This is a genomic window from Acinetobacter yuyunsongii (assembly GCF_041021915.1).
GTDB lineage: Bacteria > Pseudomonadota > Gammaproteobacteria > Pseudomonadales > Moraxellaceae > Acinetobacter.
Genome location: NZ_CP157435.1, coordinates 93,408 through 111,480, shown reverse-complemented (window position 1 = coordinate 111,480; position 18,073 = coordinate 93,408). Strand labels below are relative to the sequence as shown.

The window sequence follows — 18,073 nt, the reverse complement described above, 5'->3', positions numbered from 1 at the left end:
TTTTCAAGAATTTGTGTGATTCATACAGTTAAAAATATTTTTAAAACTTAATACACTGCGGCAAATATCTTCTTGTCTTTTCCGCCCAACCAAACTAAATACTCATTCTCTATTGCCTGCTTATACGCCCAATCGGCAACCCGATGCGAACGTTGCAGATCGGTTAGAAAACCTAATTGAGAAATTTCTCGAATAATAGATTGATCATGCAGATGATTACGTTCCTGCCACTGATGTAAGAATTGCTGTGATGCTAAATAATTACTTTTTTGTGAGTTGCATTTTTCATCCGCCAGGACAAAATTATGTCCGGTATCGGCAGGATATAAAGACCATGGAATAAAATGATCCACGGCATATTTTGAATTTTTGGGACTTTTTCCACAGTAAAAACACTGGCATTGCTGTAAGTCAATTAAGAAGTCCGCGACCTGCCCCAATTGATTACGACTTGGAGCAAACATGAATTCATCTAGGTCAGGCAAACCATCCAGTACCACCAGGTTCTGCTTGTTTAGCCGAACAAAATCAATCCAGCGCTTCTGGCACAACTCTTCAATAATTTCACTGAACTGTCTCAAACAATACATCACTTTGGGTAAAAGCTTGAGGGACTGTTTGGAGTCTTCAAGGCAATAGAGAAATTCTACCGTTTGACCATTCAGATTCTGCAAATATACTACCGGCATTTGCTTAACCCTTGTCGCAACTGTTCGCTTCAGCCTGTTCCAGTAAAGTACATCCTTTCTCAACGCGGCCAAGGTCTTGAATTGTTGCTGTGCATTCTGAATTTCACTGATGATCTTTGCCTGCTTACCAGTACTTTGATGAATAGTAAAAGGCTCGTACTGGTTAAACTGAAACGGCATTGACTGTTTCCAGTACAGGTCAATAAACTTTTCAGCAATATCCTGATAGTCCAAATGCAACACAGCGCCGGTATCTTGACCCTGTTCAATCGCCAGACGCGTGATACTTATCAGCAAAGCAAACTTATATGTCGAAGTAAATGCCCCTGACTGCAAAATCTGCTGAATATGCTTCAAGAATTTTAACTGTTCTTGAGGGGTTGGTATTTCGGCTATACTGAATAACATATCTAAGCCTGCACTTTTCTAATCAGAATATTCAGCCACTCTTCTGTACGGTCTGAACGTTTATCTACAGTAATCCATTGCTGTAACAGTAAAGCCTGATCTATTTGTTTGAGTAAGTCGTAAGCTTGCTGCTCATTCAAGTCAGTAAAGCTGCGCCCTTCTTTCTCACGGTCTGTATCGCCATATTTAAAAGACATATAACACACACCATTTGGCTTTAATGCTTTAAATATGCGCGCCAGCACTTCAGTCAGGCGATTTCTTTCACAGTGCAAAAGAGAAGCACAAGCCCAAATCCCATCATACTTAGCTACTTCATTCAGCTCATAAAAACTTTGCTGACGTACCTCGATGCCTGTCAGCTCTCTCGCCTTTTCAACCAGCTCGGCAGAATAATCAATTGCCTCAACTTGATAGCCTTTTTTCTTAAATGCCAGAGTGTCACGCCCAGAGCCACAGCCCAAATCCAGGATCAATGCCTGTTCCGGCAAATATCTTAGAAATGGTGCGTAAAGACTTTCCATCTCAACCTGATAGGTATTTTCAAAAAATGCTTGAGCATGTTGATTGTAATAATTTGATGTTTGATTCATTGTCTAAAAGCCAATATCTTATGTTAAAGAACATACTGATATTTCACTAGATAAGTCAAATGATCAGTCCTATTCCAAGCACCAACCCTATAAGAACAGAGCTGGCAACCAAGAGAATCCTGCTCAGGAACAACAACCACTCTATACATCAGATACCGAACAACCCAAATCGAATGTCTGGATTTGGGTAATTTTTGGATTATTTTGTTTTATTGTAGGGGCAATTATTTTTTAAATTTAGCCATTCTTTGCACCCATAACATTCATTCCGCTAGGCAAAATTTAATTCATTTATTACTATGGACGGATGTTAAATATAATAAAGGCTGCCGCTGACGTCTGATAATGACAGTACTCTGGATTATGATGAAAATGATTTAATCGATTCTCCCTTGTCTCAAATTTTACAAGAGAATAATGAGCAAGTTGAAATTCTCATTTATCGATTACCTGATAGTAACTGGACACTGGAAGTGGTAAACCAAAATGGTACTTCTACGGTATGGGATGAAACATTCCCGTCAGATCAGGAAGCTCTATCTGTTGCTATAGATGGAATTAAAGCCGCAGGCGGTATTCAAGCATTTTCCGAACTCAGTGACCTCGAAGCAAAGAAAAATATTTTTCCTGAATCCCTTACTCGCCATTAAAAATGAAGCTGCTAGCGTGGATATGAATCAGTATTTTCTGGATTCTTAGAACCTATCGTGATGATAGGTTCACTTCAAGCCTAACCCCTCTAGGGTCGAAGGGTCAAAATTTTCATCAAACACAAACTCATCTGCTCGCCCTTTTCTTAATGTCGCTAAGGCATAAAAGAAACATTTCTCACATAACTGCAATTCATATCTTTCCCCGTCATGCTTGGAACCATAGCCCCAATGCGCCGATAAAGTGCCAAACTCTAGTTTCGTTGATTGGTTGCATATATCACATACAGCATCTGTAACGACTTCTACCTGTTTCTATTGTTTAATTTCCATATTAAGAAACTCTTAGTTTTAAAATAAATAGCATTGCTATAAGTTGTGACCCCGTTCTTAAAAATATAAAAAATCACAATATATTGTATATAGTTTGTAAATATACACAAAATATAGGGTAGATCAATCTTGTTTAATATTTCAAAAAATTATAAGAATATTCACTTGATTATTTTTTACACTTATGAAGGACTATGGAAAACGCTTTTGATTTCAATGAAAAATTTGGCACACCTAAAAAATTGTTGTGCAAAAATTTTAATAAAATCCAAATCAGTATCCACCCTGATTTTTCTGGAATTTATCTTTGCTATCAAGAGGCTTTCAAATCCTTAAAAGCTGATCTATCAATATTGACTTCTTACCCTGAAATCCGTGTCTGGAAAGACCCTAATAGATCTGGCTATACCATCGCAAATGCCTGTCAGTGGCACTTATATTGGTCTAAGAACACACCTAAGAATATCAACTTACTCGTCCATTCTTTTCCTCAAGATGAAGACAAAATTGAGCTATTAAAAAAAGAGGCAAGTTTGGAATTCATGAGATTTCTGGCCTCTTATCACCATGATCTGGATCGAATGAATCCTGCAAAAATGCAATCGCTGATCAATGCACATATCTCATATGAAGTTATCTTGGTTTTAAACAAAGAAAATTCTTTCAAACCTCACCGTACTATGAGCTTAGACCTGCTAGCAAAACTACTCTCATTCACACGAAATCAGCTGAATTATCGAAATAAAGTTATAAACCGGCAAAGACAGAAGATTTTTGATCAACTGCAACAAACCAGTGGAATTGTGCAACAACTTTTAAACAATGTGGACTTCGTTCTCACGCCAGATCAGCTATGGAAAGCATAATGTCAGAATATAACCCAAACCATCAAAATGCTGCTGATATTCCGCGGGTATCATTAAAACAGACACTGGAAAAACTCTTTGGTAATGAGCAGTTCAACCGTGCAGAACATATTCAATATATTGCTGATTTACTGACTTTACACCCCACTGATCAATATCTGAAGGAGCTGAATCTCGATCTATTAGATTTTGATCTACAAACTAATTCTGTTGTTGCTAGACCCGCTGCCTTGGTCTCCTCTCGAAAACATACTGTTAGTGCAACACCCGTTACTTGGTATGTGAACTCAATTGCACAATTAGCAAAGTCAGAAGAAAATGCCTTAACCTGGAATATTCTAGTTTTAAAAGCAGCAATTTATTTAATTGCTCTTCCTGAGCTCAAGCCAGATCTTTTTAAACAAGCGCACGCCGAACACTTCAATACCGTAAAGCGCTTATTCCAGCGCTTTAGGACTGCAAATAAAAATTTAGATACTGAAAAAAAATATCATAATACAGAAGAATATAAACGCCTCTGGAATGTCTATCTTAAAGATCTAACGCTGAGCTTAGAGCAATTTATTCAACATCTGATCACATTAGATACGGATGAATTGCCTGAGTTTGATCGCAATCTACTCAATGATATTCGCATTACTTTTAACTATGTTTTAAAAAACAAAGCGAAGATTGCACGTGCAAGTATCGATACGCAGCTTCAACATCAGTTTCTTGATGAAGAACAATTCATTGAAGAAAGTATCGAAATCAAAAAAGGGGCTAAATCTAAAGCACTGAATATAGAAACCTTAATCGATGAGCCGATTAATCGGCAAATTGTTGTCAATCCAACTGACGTCACACCACTCGCAGCACATTCAGAAACGAGTCAAAGCTATGTTCTACCGCTTGTTGCAAAACATATTCAACGCAAAGAACATTTACTCACGTCGAGTAGTTTTTTTCCGAATCCATCTAGCGTGAACCATCTACTGAAAAGACTTCATGTGGACTACTCTGAACATCAAAATAAAAGTGCTTTGATCCTGATGCTCGCATTTTTAACAGGCAACAGTGTGAATGAGTGGCTATATATACAAAGCAAGCGAGCTAAAAACTTAAATAACCGCCAAAAATTGATCCATAAAAATGATCAGTTCTTCTTAAGCAGTAAATTTAATGTATTTGAGAACCGTGATTTTGAGTATTCAAAAAGCTTGCTTAATCAGACGATCTATTTAGACATTCCAATCCCGAATCTATTCATTGAGGATCTCCGCAAAATGGATTCGGTTAGTTTCGAGGATATACAGCAATATTTACGCAAATTAAGACAAGAATTATTGATTCCAAAACTGTCTGTCGTAAAGGTGAGTTCTCTACTGCATCATACGGTTCTTGCAAAAACAGGGAATAAACAACTCGCAGATTTAATCACAGGGATTGATACCAATCAGTCATCATCTGTTTCTTATTGTCATCAGAATATTCCACAATTACATGCACAATATGTTGATATTCTAAAATCACTTTGTGCAGATGTAGCAAACACATATGAAAGTTGTGTACCTTCGCTCCCTGATTCAATAATTCATTTTGGTAGTCGTAAGGCTCCAAAACCACAGGTCATTACAGAGATTTTTGCTGTATTGAAATTTAATATTTTTTCACAAGCTGAAGACGATCTGATTGCTATATACAACCACTACAACATATGGATGTGGCATACCCTCCTTCTTTTTACAGCAGCACGCCCCGTTGCTGAATTCCCTGGATTTCTTAAAAACTTTAATTTAAAACGCCAAATTTTGATGGTTTCTGACAAAGAAGTAGGCGGCCGTAATGGATTCGGACGCCTCATTCCGCTTTGTTCATTTTTAGTTGAAGAGATAAAAAAATTCCTTAAATTTTTAGAATATTTTTCGACTCAAATCATGATGAGTCATCCAGCTTTAAGTGATGTCATACAACAAATAGAAGCAAGTAAGCTGCCCTTTTTGGGAATCATCCAAAATGATGAGTGGAAACCACTAAGTCCTTCTACAGTCAAAGATTTCCATCCTGAATTAGGACTTGATCATGAAAATTGGCATCGCCACACAGCTCGTGCATTTTTGACTCATAAATTTTCTGAACCTGAAATTTTAGCTCTATTTGGGCATGAGCTCATGCAACAAGAAGCAGCACATCCATTTTCCAGTTTATCGCTCTCTCAATTTTCTAAGATTGCAGATGTTTTAGAGCAAATGAAAACATATTTTAAAATTACAGGTGTTGAAGCTCATGTCATCACGCAATAAAAAAATCTCAGAAAAACGCTATGCTGAAGACAGACGTCAATTCAAACGAGATAAGTCTAAAAACGACATACGAGCTGGTGCAGAACAAGAGCTCCGACAATACTTTGATGAACAAAAATTCTCAAATGAAGACTTAATTCAAGCTTATCCTGCAATTTATGAGTTTATTAAACGTAAAGCACCGAATCTTGCCTGGAAAAAATATGCTCATGAATTCTTCCGAACATATATCAAAGACCTCAATAAAAGTAATAACCTAGACCTCCCACTACCTTATCTCACCTTTGAGATGAAACGCGATGAACCAATTTTCACCCTAGATTGGATCCAAGCAGGTCATGAAATTGACATCATCCTCGAAAAACTGTGGGATTACTGGATTCTTGCTCAAGATAGTTCCGCTTTTTCTGATGATGAAATTATTGGGAATATTCTGCTTTGCTCAATGTTATACGGTGGATTAAATCAAACAGCTTCATTAAATGCTTTGCTCGAACATTTAAAAAACCCTGAAAAAATCCAAAAAATTTGCGATTTTAATATCATCTTTTTAGAGCCACTTTCTCCAAGCTATGGCGATCTATTTGTTGATGAAAAAACAATACGAAAATCACGTAATTTTGTTCCAGATCAACTCACACGACTCTGGCTCATTCACTTCAATACAAGACAAATTCGTGACATCAGTCTAGACGTGAATGCGTATCTGCACCTCATTTTTCAAAAAATAAAACATCCATACACCAACAAGACTTTTAAGTTTTTACGTGACTACGCCAATTTTAATTGGCTACAACTGCAGAATGCAGATGTTGATCCTGCCCTTTCACAATGTTTGTTAGAAAACACACTCACGTGTGGTTTATCAGAACATGAGTTTGAAAACTTTGCATTCCCAAAATTTAAAACACAATTAAGTGATGAAATCGAACGAAATGTCTCTTCTACAGCCAAAGTCCTACCAGATCGCAATACGTCTGAAGCAGTAGAGAATGTGATATTTATTCATAAAAACTTGCTGAAAATAATTCGCACATCATCAACGGACCAACCTATTGCTGAACTCATTATTGATTTTTGCCTGCGTCACCAAGAGCAGTTTAATGAATTTTCTAAACGTATTATTTTGTGGCTCATCAGTCTCTATCTACCAAGTTCAGAGCAAATAAAAAAATTATCAGCCACCTTTGATTTTGATACAACTCAGTACACGAAGGCATTTCAAGACAATCAAAAACTCGCAGATAGTTCAATCTATACATATTACACCCGGATCGCAGAACCGTTTTTAACTCATGCCTTACAATACTTCGATGCCGACGATGACATTAATGATCTGCTGAACAAAATCTATCAACAAATCATTAGCAATACACGACTTGCTGATGAAGCAGATCGACCTGAGTTTAAAAAATCTAAAGACCAAACAATCCGCATGTTGAAACGCTTTCACACCTTTCAACAATTTGTTTTTCAAGCAGAAGATTTTGAACTTGAATTTATTGCATCGCAAAGTCGACCACGGGTACGTATCATAGGTCACACAGCCTTCCAGGTCATATTAAAGAAGTTAAATCAGCTCTTACATGACCAATCCATCTCAGACCATCACTATAAATTATTAAAAATTATTTATATTTTGGCTTACCGTACTGGTATGCGTATTAACGAAATACTCGGGTTACGTGTAAAAGATATCGAGGGTTTAAATCAATTTTCTATCTGGGTTCAACCTTATGGTTCAAAAAAACAAGGGAATCAACATCTGCTCAAAACGGATAGTGCGGAACGGATTGTGCCTGCATACGCTTTGCTAAAAGATGATGAGTACCAATTCTTTAGCGATTTTGTTGTTGAAAAACGTTTAGAGAACAAGAAAAGTTTATATTTGTTCAGCAACTTGAATGAAAATAAAAAACTGAATAAACACACTGTCACCGTACCTCTAAAACTGATATTAAATCAGATCTTTAAAGGGCATCATTACTCCTTTCACTCTTTTCGTCACACTGCAGCGAATCATTTATCGCTTTTACTGAACTGTGAATATGCACCACTTGTGCAAAAGCTAACCGACTATAGCGAAAACGAATATCAAAAAATTCAAGCTGAGCTACTTCAAAATCAACATGGACAAAACCATTGGTTTGTTATTGCACATCTCTTAGGACATATAGAGCCAGTTGAAACATTCAAAAGCTATATTCATTTAAGTTATTTCATAGCTGGTCAAAAACTACTAAAACATCATCCAGATATGCCTAATGAATTGGCTAAAAAAATTATGGGCCACAATGCAACGTTTAAAAATTTGCAAATAACAAATGATGAAAAAGACTTTAATTTTGAAAAAAACCAGGCCGCTCTAGCAACTATATTATTGAACGATCAAACAAAATGGCTTCAAAGTAATGCTACTGACATTTTAGATGAACTGTCGTTACAAATAGATCAATCCCATGATTTTTTTGATTTCTTTGTTGGAACAGAAGATTCTAAAATTTCACTTCAACGCTTCTATGAAACGCTCAATATATTGGAGACTACTAAAGATCCTAAAAGTACAGCTCAACGTATGTGCTTGCCAGAAGAACTCGTCAATTATTGGTATGAAAATGCTCTAAATTTAGCAAACATTAAATCAAAAAAAGGGAATCCACGTTTATTTAGTATTGATAGCTCAACCCACTTAAAACCAGCAATGCTTGATAGCACTGAAGAGCTTCATGCGGTGACTTATTTTTTTGAACATCTACAGAAAATAGCTCGTAAAAATCCAATACAAATTGCATGCGTCCTGAATATATTTTTGAATCGAGTGACCGCATCACACACAGGTATCCATTATCGCTGGAAGGATATCGATCAACTCGAACATTTTTACTCCCAAGTTAAGGCTTTATTTCCTGCCAAATTTTGGCACTTACTTGGACAAGATTTGCAAACAAAGTTAGATGCTAAACAACAGCCTCAACTTTTCAAATTAGCAAAAGCATCAACAGATAAACATCCATCAACTCAAGAGGAATTTCCTCGTCTACAACTCTACTCAGTAAAAGATGGTCATGCTCTTGCTGCATTTAAATTTTGCTTACATCTAGCATGTATTGGGCGCCCACTATCTATTCCGCTTAATGGGTTGGATTACATGTCACCTGATACCGTACATAAACCTATGGCTGTATTACACCAACAGGAACTTCTTAAAACTGATTAAATCACTGATCTATTTATGATTTCCATTGTGTGTTTAACACCCCCATAATTCTATTTTAATAGTAAAATATAGTCAGTTTTCGCTATTATATAACTATTAAAATAGTATAATTCCCCTTATTTTCAATGGTCAGACTATCTACATTAAACAAAATCATAAATTGCTTTTCACAATAAAAGAAACTAATATGTTTCTTACATGACCTAAAAGCAATAAATGTATCTACAATGAATAAGTCTTTACTTCAGCAAATCAAAAAAAGACGAACCCAATTGGGCTTAAAGCAAGTTGATATGCAATCCCGTACAGGCATTTCAAGACAGCAATACCAAAAGCTGGAAAGTCAGGGCAACCCTCGATTAGAGACCTTAGAAATTATCGCGGCAGGATTAAATGCTCAACTGATGCTCATCCCTGATGATAAGGTTCATTTGATTAGACAATTATTGAATGATGAAATTAAAGTCACTATTGAAGATCAGGATGACTTAATGACTAACCCATGGAAGGGTCTTCTCGGAGGAGAGGAACCATGAATACTGTTGCCGTCCTGAAATTAACATTACATCACGCTGTCGTTGGATACTTGGCAGGATTTCAGAGCGGAAAAAATATTCTGGTTTTTACGGATTCTTTCCGATTTGATCAGCAACGCCAGACCTTGAGCTTGCTGACTTCCCCCTTGTATCCTCAAGCAGATAAGATTTTAGAAAAGACTTATGTTACACATCAGCGCTTACACCCCTTGCTATCAAACTTGCTACCAGAAGGCGCATTACGCGAACTCATTGCACAAAGCCTTAAAGTACATATAGACAATGAATTTCAGTTATTGGCAGCTTTAGGTCATGACTTACCTGGAGCACTCATTGCGACCCCATTAGATCCAGAAGAAATTCCAGATGAAATAAAATTCAAACTGCAGATCTCGAATCCAGATCAGATTTTAAAGCAAGAGATTCGAACAGATAATAAGTTTTCCTTGGCTGGCGTCCAAATGAAGTTTTCCATGAAAGCCAAAGATGGGCGTTTTACATTAGCACAGGCAATAGAATCCAGTCTATTAGGGGATTGGATTATCAAAACTCCTTCTTCCAGACATGGTTTTGTTCCACTAAATGAATATTCTATGATGAGCCTTGCCAAAACAGTCGGCATAGATGTCCCTGAGATTCGCTTGGTGGATATGGCACTCTTACAAGACCTGCCACCATTAAATTTACCCCAAGAGCAATATGCTTTCGCAATCAAAAGATTTGATAGACAGAGTACTGCTGATACTATAGAGCTTATTCACATCGAAGACTTTGCTCAGATCTTCGGCGCATATCCACATCAGAAATACAGCACCACAAATTATGAGCAGATAGGAAAGATCATTTATCAATTTTCAGATAACAAAATTCTTGATATTCAGCAATTTGCCAGCCGCTTACTCGTCAATATTTTGCTCGCCAATGGAGATGCGCACTTAAAAAACTGGAGTATGATTTATCATGATAAAAGTGCACCCAGATTATCTCCCGCATACGATATATTAATGACCAGTGTATATATTGAAAATGAGCGTCATTTCGCATTAAATCTTGCCAAAAATAAAGATTGGTATTTAGCTGAGATGAAACACTTTGAACAATGGGCTGAAAAAGTCGGTGTTCCATGGCGTGTTATTGAAAAACAACTTCACGCGATCATGGACAAAGCACGGTCAGTATGGCCAGTGCTATTACTAGACTTACCTATGATTTCTGTTCATAAAGAAAAATTAAGAGAACATTGGAAAAAATTGCATCCAGACTTTCAGATACTTACAGATGATTAGGGTAATCTGAAACCAAGCTAAAATTTCTCAAACAATTTCATCACATCATTTTCCGTCAGTTTCGCTTCTCCCTCATGATCTGTGCTTAGAATAGACTGTGCCAGTTCTGCTTTATTTTGCTGTAAGGCAAGAATTTTTTCTTCTATGCTTTTATTGGTAATCAGCTTATACACAAATACCGGCTTATCCTGTCCAATCCGCCATGCACGATCTGAAGCTTGATCTTCAGCAGCAGGGTTCCACCATGGATCATAGTGAATGACCGTATCTGCGGCAGTTAGATTCAGACCGACCCCTCCTGCTTTCAGACTGATTAAAAATACCGGCACTTGTCCAGACTGAAACGCGGTAATGACTTCATCTCGCTTTTTGGTCTTTCCAGTCAGCTTCACATAGCCAATTTCTGCGTGATGGAGCTGTTGTTCAATCAGTTCCAACATTGAGGTAAACTGAGAGAAGATAAGAATTTTTCGCCCCTCTTCCACCATTGGAACGACCATATCCATCAACCGTTCAAGTTTGGCAGAGTTTGCCTGCCCAATTTTCACTGAATCCAGCTTTAGTAAGCTAGGATGGCAGCACACCTGACGTAGCTTCAGTAAGGCATCTAAAATTTGGATTTGACTACGCTTAAAGCCTTTTTCTGCCACAATTTTCTGAATATTTTCCTGCATCGTGGCACGAACAGCCTCATATAACTTGGATTGCTGGTCATTCATATCAATATTGACTTCAATCGTGGTTTTTTCTGGCAACTCTTTGGCTACGTCAGTTTTCAAGCGACGTAAAATGAAGGGCTTAATCCGGTTGACCAACTTTTGCCTTAACTGCTGATCACCGCGTTTTTCAATCGGATGACGGTACTTTTTATTAAAAATTTCTTGTGAATATAAAAATCCTGGCATCAGGAAATAAAATAGTGCCCACAGCTCACCCAAATGATTTTCCATAGGTGTACCAGTTAAACATAGACGATGTCGCGCTGTTAATTGCCGTACTACCTGTGCAGCTTTGGCACGCGGATTTTTGATATTCTGCGCCTCATCCAAAATGAGTTGATGATATTCATATTGCTTTAGTTGCTCTTCATCTCTCGCCAGAAGCGGATAGGTGGTTAACACAATATCATAGTGCGGAATCTGCTCAAAATACTGATGGCGATCGGGCCCCTGTAGCAGCAATACCTTGAGCTCAGGGGTAAATTTCTCCGCTTCTTTGAACCAGCTATGCATCAGCGATGTGGGTGCAACAATTAAGGCGGGACTATCCTGCAAATATCCAGCCTGCTTTTCCATGAGTAAATGGGCTAAAGTTTGTGCTGTTTTCCCCAAGCCCATATCATCTGCCAGAATCCCGCCATGCTGGGTTTCCCTTAAAAACTGCAACCAGCCTAAGCCCTGCTGTTGGTATGGACGCAACTCCCCCTGAAAACCTTGTGGTGTCGGCAGTTGTTGCTGATAGCCTTGTTTGAATTTCTGTACAAATTGCTGCAGGCGATCACTGACCTGCCATGTCATCCCAAGATTATGCTGCAATTCTAATAATTGACTCGCATCATAGCGATCAATACTGCGCTCTTCTTGCTGTAAAATGCTCTGCAAATGCAACAATACCGGCTTAATATCCCTAGCGGATAGAGCCAAATCTGGTTGATCCGCTGCAGTTTTCAGGGTGAAAATTTGACTGTCATTCAGATGACTAAAAATCCGTGGATCAAGTAAATCAGGCTGTTCTTTCACCAAAGCCACAAGTGCATCGAGTAAATCATAGCTATTGCCTGCACTGTCCTGAACGGTCGCCCCGATATTGAACCAGTCTTGTTGGCTTTCAGATTCAGTGATAGAAATATTTAAATTTTCAACATATTGCAGCTTAAATGGGCTGTGTTCCAGATGCTCTATCTGCCATCCCATCAATTCAATTTGATTGATGGGCATCAGCTGTTTGATCCAGTCTCCATAGAAAGCAAAAACCATAGAATCAAGACGTTGTTTATCCAGTTTTAATTGCTGGTCATAACTAAGATCTTTCATCCACTTCAGTGATTCGACCAACAGCTGTAAACGCTGGATTGACTGTTGTTCCTGAACTAAATCCCGAAGCTGTCGCACCATTTTTCCATGCTGCTCACCAATAAAACTGTCGCCTGATGTACCTGCTTTTATTCTTCCGCCTGCATAGGAGAATTCAATTTCAGCACAAACAGACTCCTCTAATTTCCAATCAAATTTATCTAAAACACCGAAGCGTAAAATTGGCTGGGGACTACCCTCAAGGACATCAATATGCTGAATAGACTCGGGCCGAGGCAGATTTTTCACGTCTGAATATTGATGAGTCAGTTTCTCAAACTCTGGCAAGAGCATAGATGGAAGATCAGGCATCTGTAAAAAATGGTACAGAAGATTTGCCGTATATTCACCATATAACTGGCCCACCGTGTTCTGTTGAATATCCACATAACATGGGGGATGGCTCGCGAGAATCTGAATATGTGGATTTGATTTTAAATCGAGTCGAATATCACCATTGACCAATTCAATGTTTAAATGCTCTGTCTGTTTGTTTATACCTTGTTGCCAGATCAGTTCGATGTGATAGCCTTGTTCTGACCATTGAAGTGCAGTATGGCTCTTTTTTTGCCAGTACACATCGCCACTTTGAATAAAAGATTTGAAATGCTCCAATAAAATGCTTGAGATATCAAGATTGCTTTGATAAAAGCGTTCGTCACTGTTTATTTTGGCATAATAATAAATCTGGTTAAATAATTGTCGTTTTTGTTCAGGTAAAGTCAGATGCTTTCTGGTGATATTTTCATATTGGGTATAATAACTTTCCCCCACAATTGAGCCGTTTTTATTGCGTCTGGCTTTCTGAACATCAACTGTCAATTTCTTTAAGCTGACCGACTGATCTAGCAGGTAAATTAAATAATTGTTTGTTTTGACAGATTGCTCTGGTTCAGTCTGTTGTAAATACCGTTTAAAATCATTCAACCAGCGCTGCGCCTGATCATCCCCCCGTTGGCGTTTTGCGATTCCCTGCGGGGATTGAGAGTCAGCATAACGCTGCTGAAATTCCTGACGATATTCTTGAAAGAATAACCGCGCTAAAGCAGCAGCATGTTTACAGTTATATCCAACCGGACAAGTGCAGTCGTCATCGATTAAACGGTCTTTTTTAAGATTATAGGTAATCGCGGTATCGTAATAATCTGTCCCTTCAATTTGGGCATACATCGTAACCCCGTCTTTGTCCTCAAAGAACTCAATCGTTTCCCTATCAATGTGTTTAGCATAGCTCAGACTGCGCTGAAGAGTTGCTGTACTAAAGCGAGATAGAAAATTGATCAATGACGACATGATTACCAGACACTAAAAATGTTTATACAATTATAACGGACAAAGCTGTCATTTCAGAATAGTAGGGCTTTGTTGCACAAAGATTTATAATTTGAAGCATCCCCCAACTCACTCAAATTTAAATTATAACTCGCTATCTGGTAGTGAACTTTGGTGTTTTTTCTATTGGCTGGGGCTTTGTTGCATAAATATGTAAGCAACTGATTTAAATAAATTTAATTTTGGATCAAAAAATAATCAAAACTTTTAAAATCATATAGTTATGAAATCTTTGTGCAACAAAACCTATTTGATATAAAACTGTTACAACATTGACAACATGTACAGAATCCTGTACATTTTAGATTGTAAAGTTCAATCACTATCATCTAGTCAGTAGCGTTTTAATACAGCTTACTTTATGAGGGAGAAATATATGCATGTATTTACATATACAGACGCACGTAACAACTTAAAATCTGTTTTAGATAAAGTTATTGATGATGCAGATGTCGCTTTCATTACAAGAAAAGAAGGCGGTCATGCTGTAGTAATGGGACAAGATCATTACGACAGTTTAATGGAAACGTTGTATCTCCTTTCATCTCCAAATAATACCACTCGTTTAAACGAATCAATTGCTCAATTACGCGCAGGTAAAACCAAACAAAGAGAGTTGATTAAAGATGACGAGTCGTAATGTCGAATGGACTGAAAATGCCTGGGATGAATATATCTATTGGCAAACACAGGATAAAAAAATACTCAAACGTATCAATACCTTAATCAGAGAATGTCAAAGAACACCCTTTGAAGGAACTGGAAAACCAGAACCTTTAAAAGCAAATCTTTCAGGATTCTGGAGCCGTAGAATTGATGAGAAGCATAGATTAGTTTATGAAGTGACGGATGAACGAATTTCCATTGTTCAATGTCGGTTCCATTACTAATAATATTCCCTATTCTTAGTATGAGAGAATATTTTATAAGTACTTATTGACCAGATCTCTTGCGAAAGTGATTATTTCAAGTTTATCCGGTTTACGAGTGCAGCAATTAAGTTAATGCGTAAACTGAATCTTTTCCGTCTATTTCGATAGCGTTCACTTAATATTCTAAATGTTTTCAATTGACTATTAATGTGTTCGATCACAACTCGTATTTTTCCAAGGCTTTGTTGCATAAAGATTTTAAAGATAGAGCTTTCCTAAGTTATTCAAATTTAAGTGGCAACTTGGGTGTGAGGTCGGCCGAGCTCCGTAAACTTATTTAAGATGGCCACACGTGCATGAATCTCGTTGACTTGGCTATCAAAATTCCGAGCATTGAGTTTATCGCCTAATAATTTGATGCAGTGCATCTTGGTTTCTACCAGACTTCGCTGATGGTAACCCGACCATTTTTCCATAGTGTATAGTGTCCTGCCTAAACGTTTAACAGTGCGAAGTCATTCATTTCGCTCTAGCGAATGAACTTTTGTATCTTTCCAAGGCTTCGCATTTTTTCTGGGTGGAATAATCGCATGGGCATTTCGATCTGTGATCAACTGGCAACACCCCTCTCATTATAAAATTATACCAGTCAGTAAAATACCCTTAGATTAAGCATATGTATGTTGGTTATTATTGTTGATTATTACAATAAATTTGTGACCCGAAATCAAAGTACCCCACCCCACCTTAAATTACATCACACAAAATAAAAACTCTATATAACTGTTATATATAGAGTTTATTAACGTACCAATTATGTTGTTTAGTGTATTTTATGTCGGTGACTCTTGCCAAGGTTGGTGGGTTTATATATTATTTTTATGTCAGTTTTTAGACGCAACAATTATATGATCATCAAAAAAGGATAGAAATTTTTAACTACTCGCATCCATCTCATCCAACAAAGGCTCAAAACATTATATGATTTTATAATCTATTATAGATCTTCAAATTTGACTAGCCATACTATGCTTTTCTTTGAGAATGCTCTTTTGAGCATACTTTAAAAAGGAACTACCGACTCAAGCTCGATCGCAGATTGTTTTAATGGATGTTGGAAAGCAAGATAGGTGGCATGCAATGCCATACGTTTAAAATGGAATTTGGCAGGTTCAGGATGATAAAGTTTATCGCCCATAATGGGATGCCCAATATGCATCATATGTACACGAAGCTGATGTGAGCGTCCTGTCACTGGTTCTAAACGCACTCTACTTTGATCCGTTGTCACATCATACTCAATCGATCGGAATAGCGTTTTGGCAGGCTTTCCCAATTCAAAATGCACCATCTGACGAGGACGATTTTCCCAATCGGTAATCAAGGGCACTTCCACACTGCCGTCTTGCTGAATCTGTCCTTGCACAAGTGCCACATAATATTTTTTAACCGTTCGTGCTTGGAACATTTTGCTAATCGCAACTTCAGCATCTCTATGCTTCGCGAACATCAACAATCCTGATGTTGCCATATCTAAACGATGTGTCACTTTAGCAGAAGGATATTGTGCTAAAACGCGCAAATACGCACTATCTTGATGTTCAGGCAAACGCCCCATGACCGACAATAGCCCTGCTGGCTTATTAATCACCACTAAATCTTCATCCTCATAGATCATCTCAAGAGCATCTTGCGGCGGTAGATAAATAAAGTTGTCATTTAAGGGCATGAGCAGTAAAGGTTCTAAATAAAGCGGGGCAATTATAGCGAGTTCTCAGCCAAAAACGAATTTTGAGATGAAATCCTGAACAGAGAACTCGTTCTATTGAAATGCGATTGAAGATGTCTAGAGTTAATGTCGTTGCCTGTTTTGATTATTATTGTTACGACATTAACTCGTATATTTTTATGATGCTGTTTTTATCGCTTTATTTAAACTGTCTTTATAAAGCTGCTCTAAAGTTGCAATGTCTCGATTTAAAAAAGTAATCAAATATTCTTTGGCACGACTCAACGTTAAGTAATTAAAAGAAATCGTGTCTTTGCTCTTACGTGTCACCAATCCGAATAAATCTTTTTTAGGAATAAACACAGGAATATCGCTTTCTAATTTAAATTCAAGCTGCTGTGTTTGTGAAAAGGCATCTATTGTGATGCGTAAGGTTTGTTCAGTGTAATCATCTCGTACAATAAAGCTGGTACTTACACCATCTAGCTGTAATTGACGAACCAATTGCTGACGCCATCCCATCTCATCGAAACGAGCAACGATCGTTTCTAAATCAAAAGCACCCAAATGATCAGCTTCATTTCGATTAGTTTGATGCGGATAACGTATTTTAAGATCGAATTCTTTCATTATTTTTATGACCTCTTCCAATATGATCAATTTTCTAGTTTCAATTATATCATTTTGTTTTTTATTATAAAAACAGGAGTTTATATTCAAAAAATAAATATTATAAGACCTATTTCACACTTATATTTAAATTCATTGATCGGGTTTTTATTATTTATATCTGATTGGTCATATTCTGTTTATATTAAATTTTTAGGGTATCAAGGGAAAACATGTTGTTTACTTCAACACCTATGACTTTGTAAGCCATAACCTTTGCCTATAGACTTTTGATCTATAGCGTCCTAAGCCGAATCGAGACCTTTTGGGTTTTTACACACTTGCTTTATAAGCATCGGTGCATGCTACTCTTTTCGATCCCCTTACGGAACTTTAATCGTTCCTCAACCCTTGAGACATAGTTTAGGCAGATCAGTACGGGATTGTTTTCCTAAAAACTGGTATTTTTCGCCACTAATGAAATAATTTTGCATATCTCATCCAACAATAAGAATTATTTTCCATTTCAATAAAAAATAGCTGATTTAAATTTCAATATATTCCAATTTAGATGTGTATTTTTTCATTTAAAACCTAAA

The 18,073-nt window shown here is 37.3% G+C and carries 14 protein-coding genes and 3 pseudogenes; 9 read left to right on the top strand and 8 right to left on the bottom strand.

The window, feature by feature from the left end; translation table 11 throughout:
* Positions 1–47: 47 nt before the first annotated feature.
* The gene (locus ABLB98_RS00520; protein ID WP_348882747.1) at positions 48–1,097 is read right to left on the bottom strand and encodes an HNH endonuclease signature motif containing protein; all 1,050 of its coding nucleotides are present in this window, start codon (positions 1,095–1,097) and stop codon (positions 48–50) included.
* 2 nt (positions 1,098–1,099) lie between these two features.
* Positions 1,100–1,690 carry a bifunctional 2-polyprenyl-6-hydroxyphenol methylase/3-demethylubiquinol 3-O-methyltransferase UbiG gene (locus tag ABLB98_RS00515; protein WP_136700185.1) on the bottom strand — a complete coding sequence of 197 codons (591 nt, stop codon included), beginning with the start codon at positions 1,688–1,690 and terminating at the stop codon, positions 1,100–1,102.
* Between the two features lie 67 nt (positions 1,691–1,757).
* Between ABLB98_RS00515 and ABLB98_RS00510 the strand changes: the two are divergent.
* Positions 1,758–1,925, top strand: a pseudogene (locus tag ABLB98_RS00510) (DUF4236 domain-containing protein); the annotation flags it as partial.
* 91 nt (positions 1,926–2,016) lie between these two features.
* The gene (locus tag ABLB98_RS00505) at positions 2,017–2,340 is read left to right on the top strand and encodes a hypothetical protein (protein ID WP_348882772.1); all 324 of its coding nucleotides are present in this window, start codon (positions 2,017–2,019) and stop codon (positions 2,338–2,340) included.
* A gap of 69 nt (positions 2,341–2,409) precedes the next feature.
* Here the strand turns inward: ABLB98_RS00505 and ABLB98_RS00500 are convergent, their stop codons facing one another.
* A complete protein-coding gene (locus ABLB98_RS00500; RefSeq protein WP_329603207.1) occupies positions 2,410–2,619 on the bottom strand; it encodes a hypothetical protein in 210 nt (69 codons plus the stop codon).
* 248 nt (positions 2,620–2,867) lie between these two features.
* Here ABLB98_RS00500 and ABLB98_RS00495 point away from each other — a divergent pair, with 248 nt between their 5' ends.
* The 5 genes from ABLB98_RS00495 to ABLB98_RS00475 all read left to right on the top strand — a co-directional run bounded on the left by ABLB98_RS00495 (position 2,868) and on the right by ABLB98_RS00475 (position 10,860).
* Positions 2,868–3,539: a hypothetical protein gene (locus ABLB98_RS00495; protein WP_125268711.1), complete on the top strand. Its 672-nt coding sequence runs from the start codon at positions 2,868–2,870 to the stop codon at positions 3,537–3,539.
* On the top strand, positions 3,539–5,821 hold the full coding sequence (locus ABLB98_RS00490) for a hypothetical protein (RefSeq protein WP_348882746.1): 2,283 nt from the start codon (positions 3,539–3,541) through the stop codon (positions 5,819–5,821). Before ABLB98_RS00495 ends, ABLB98_RS00490 begins: the two co-directional genes overlap by 1 nt.
* On the top strand, positions 5,805–9,038 hold the full coding sequence (locus ABLB98_RS00485; protein WP_348882745.1) for a site-specific integrase: 3,234 nt from the start codon (positions 5,805–5,807) through the stop codon (positions 9,036–9,038). Before ABLB98_RS00490 ends, ABLB98_RS00485 begins: the two co-directional genes overlap by 17 nt.
* 227 nt (positions 9,039–9,265) lie before the next feature.
* On the top strand, positions 9,266–9,574 hold the full coding sequence (locus ABLB98_RS00480; protein WP_004282130.1) for a helix-turn-helix transcriptional regulator: 309 nt from the start codon (positions 9,266–9,268) through the stop codon (positions 9,572–9,574).
* Positions 9,571–10,860: a type II toxin-antitoxin system HipA family toxin gene (locus tag ABLB98_RS00475; protein ID WP_004647812.1), complete on the top strand. Its 1,290-nt coding sequence runs from the start codon at positions 9,571–9,573 to the stop codon at positions 10,858–10,860. Before ABLB98_RS00480 ends, ABLB98_RS00475 begins: the two co-directional genes overlap by 4 nt.
* A 17-nt stretch (positions 10,861–10,877) precedes the next feature.
* On the opposite strand, the gene ABLB98_RS00470 is transcribed toward ABLB98_RS00475, so the two are convergent.
* Positions 10,878–14,225 (bottom strand): DEAD/DEAH box helicase, encoded by a 3,348-nt coding sequence (locus ABLB98_RS00470; protein WP_348882744.1) that lies wholly within the window; start codon positions 14,223–14,225, stop codon positions 10,878–10,880.
* 415 nt (positions 14,226–14,640) lie between these two features.
* Between ABLB98_RS00470 and ABLB98_RS00465 the strand changes: the two genes are divergently transcribed.
* Complete coding sequence (locus ABLB98_RS00465) at positions 14,641–14,904, top strand: type II toxin-antitoxin system Phd/YefM family antitoxin (RefSeq protein WP_000557943.1); 264 nt, start codon at positions 14,641–14,643, stop codon at positions 14,902–14,904.
* On the top strand, positions 14,891–15,154 hold the full coding sequence (locus ABLB98_RS00460) for a Txe/YoeB family addiction module toxin (protein ID WP_004907133.1): 264 nt from the start codon (positions 14,891–14,893) through the stop codon (positions 15,152–15,154). The genes ABLB98_RS00465 and ABLB98_RS00460 overlap by 14 nt, the downstream gene beginning before the upstream one ends.
* 71 nt (positions 15,155–15,225) lie before the next feature.
* Here ABLB98_RS00460 and ABLB98_RS00455 read toward each other — a convergent pair.
* The 4 genes and pseudogenes from ABLB98_RS00455 to ABLB98_RS00440 all read right to left on the bottom strand — a co-directional run.
* Positions 15,226–15,381: pseudogene (locus tag ABLB98_RS00455) on the bottom strand (transposase); the annotation flags it as partial.
* A gap of 45 nt (positions 15,382–15,426) precedes the next feature.
* Positions 15,427–15,765: pseudogene (locus ABLB98_RS00450) on the bottom strand (transposase); the annotation flags it as partial.
* A gap of 434 nt (positions 15,766–16,199) precedes the next feature.
* Positions 16,200–16,865, bottom strand: coding sequence for an RluA family pseudouridine synthase (locus tag ABLB98_RS00445; RefSeq protein WP_348882743.1), 666 nt, complete (start codon positions 16,863–16,865; stop codon positions 16,200–16,202).
* Positions 16,866–17,042: 177 nt separating this feature from the next.
* On the bottom strand, positions 17,043–17,495 hold the full coding sequence (locus tag ABLB98_RS00440; RefSeq protein WP_087536636.1) for a hypothetical protein: 453 nt from the start codon (positions 17,493–17,495) through the stop codon (positions 17,043–17,045).
* Positions 17,496–18,073 lie beyond the last annotated feature (578 nt).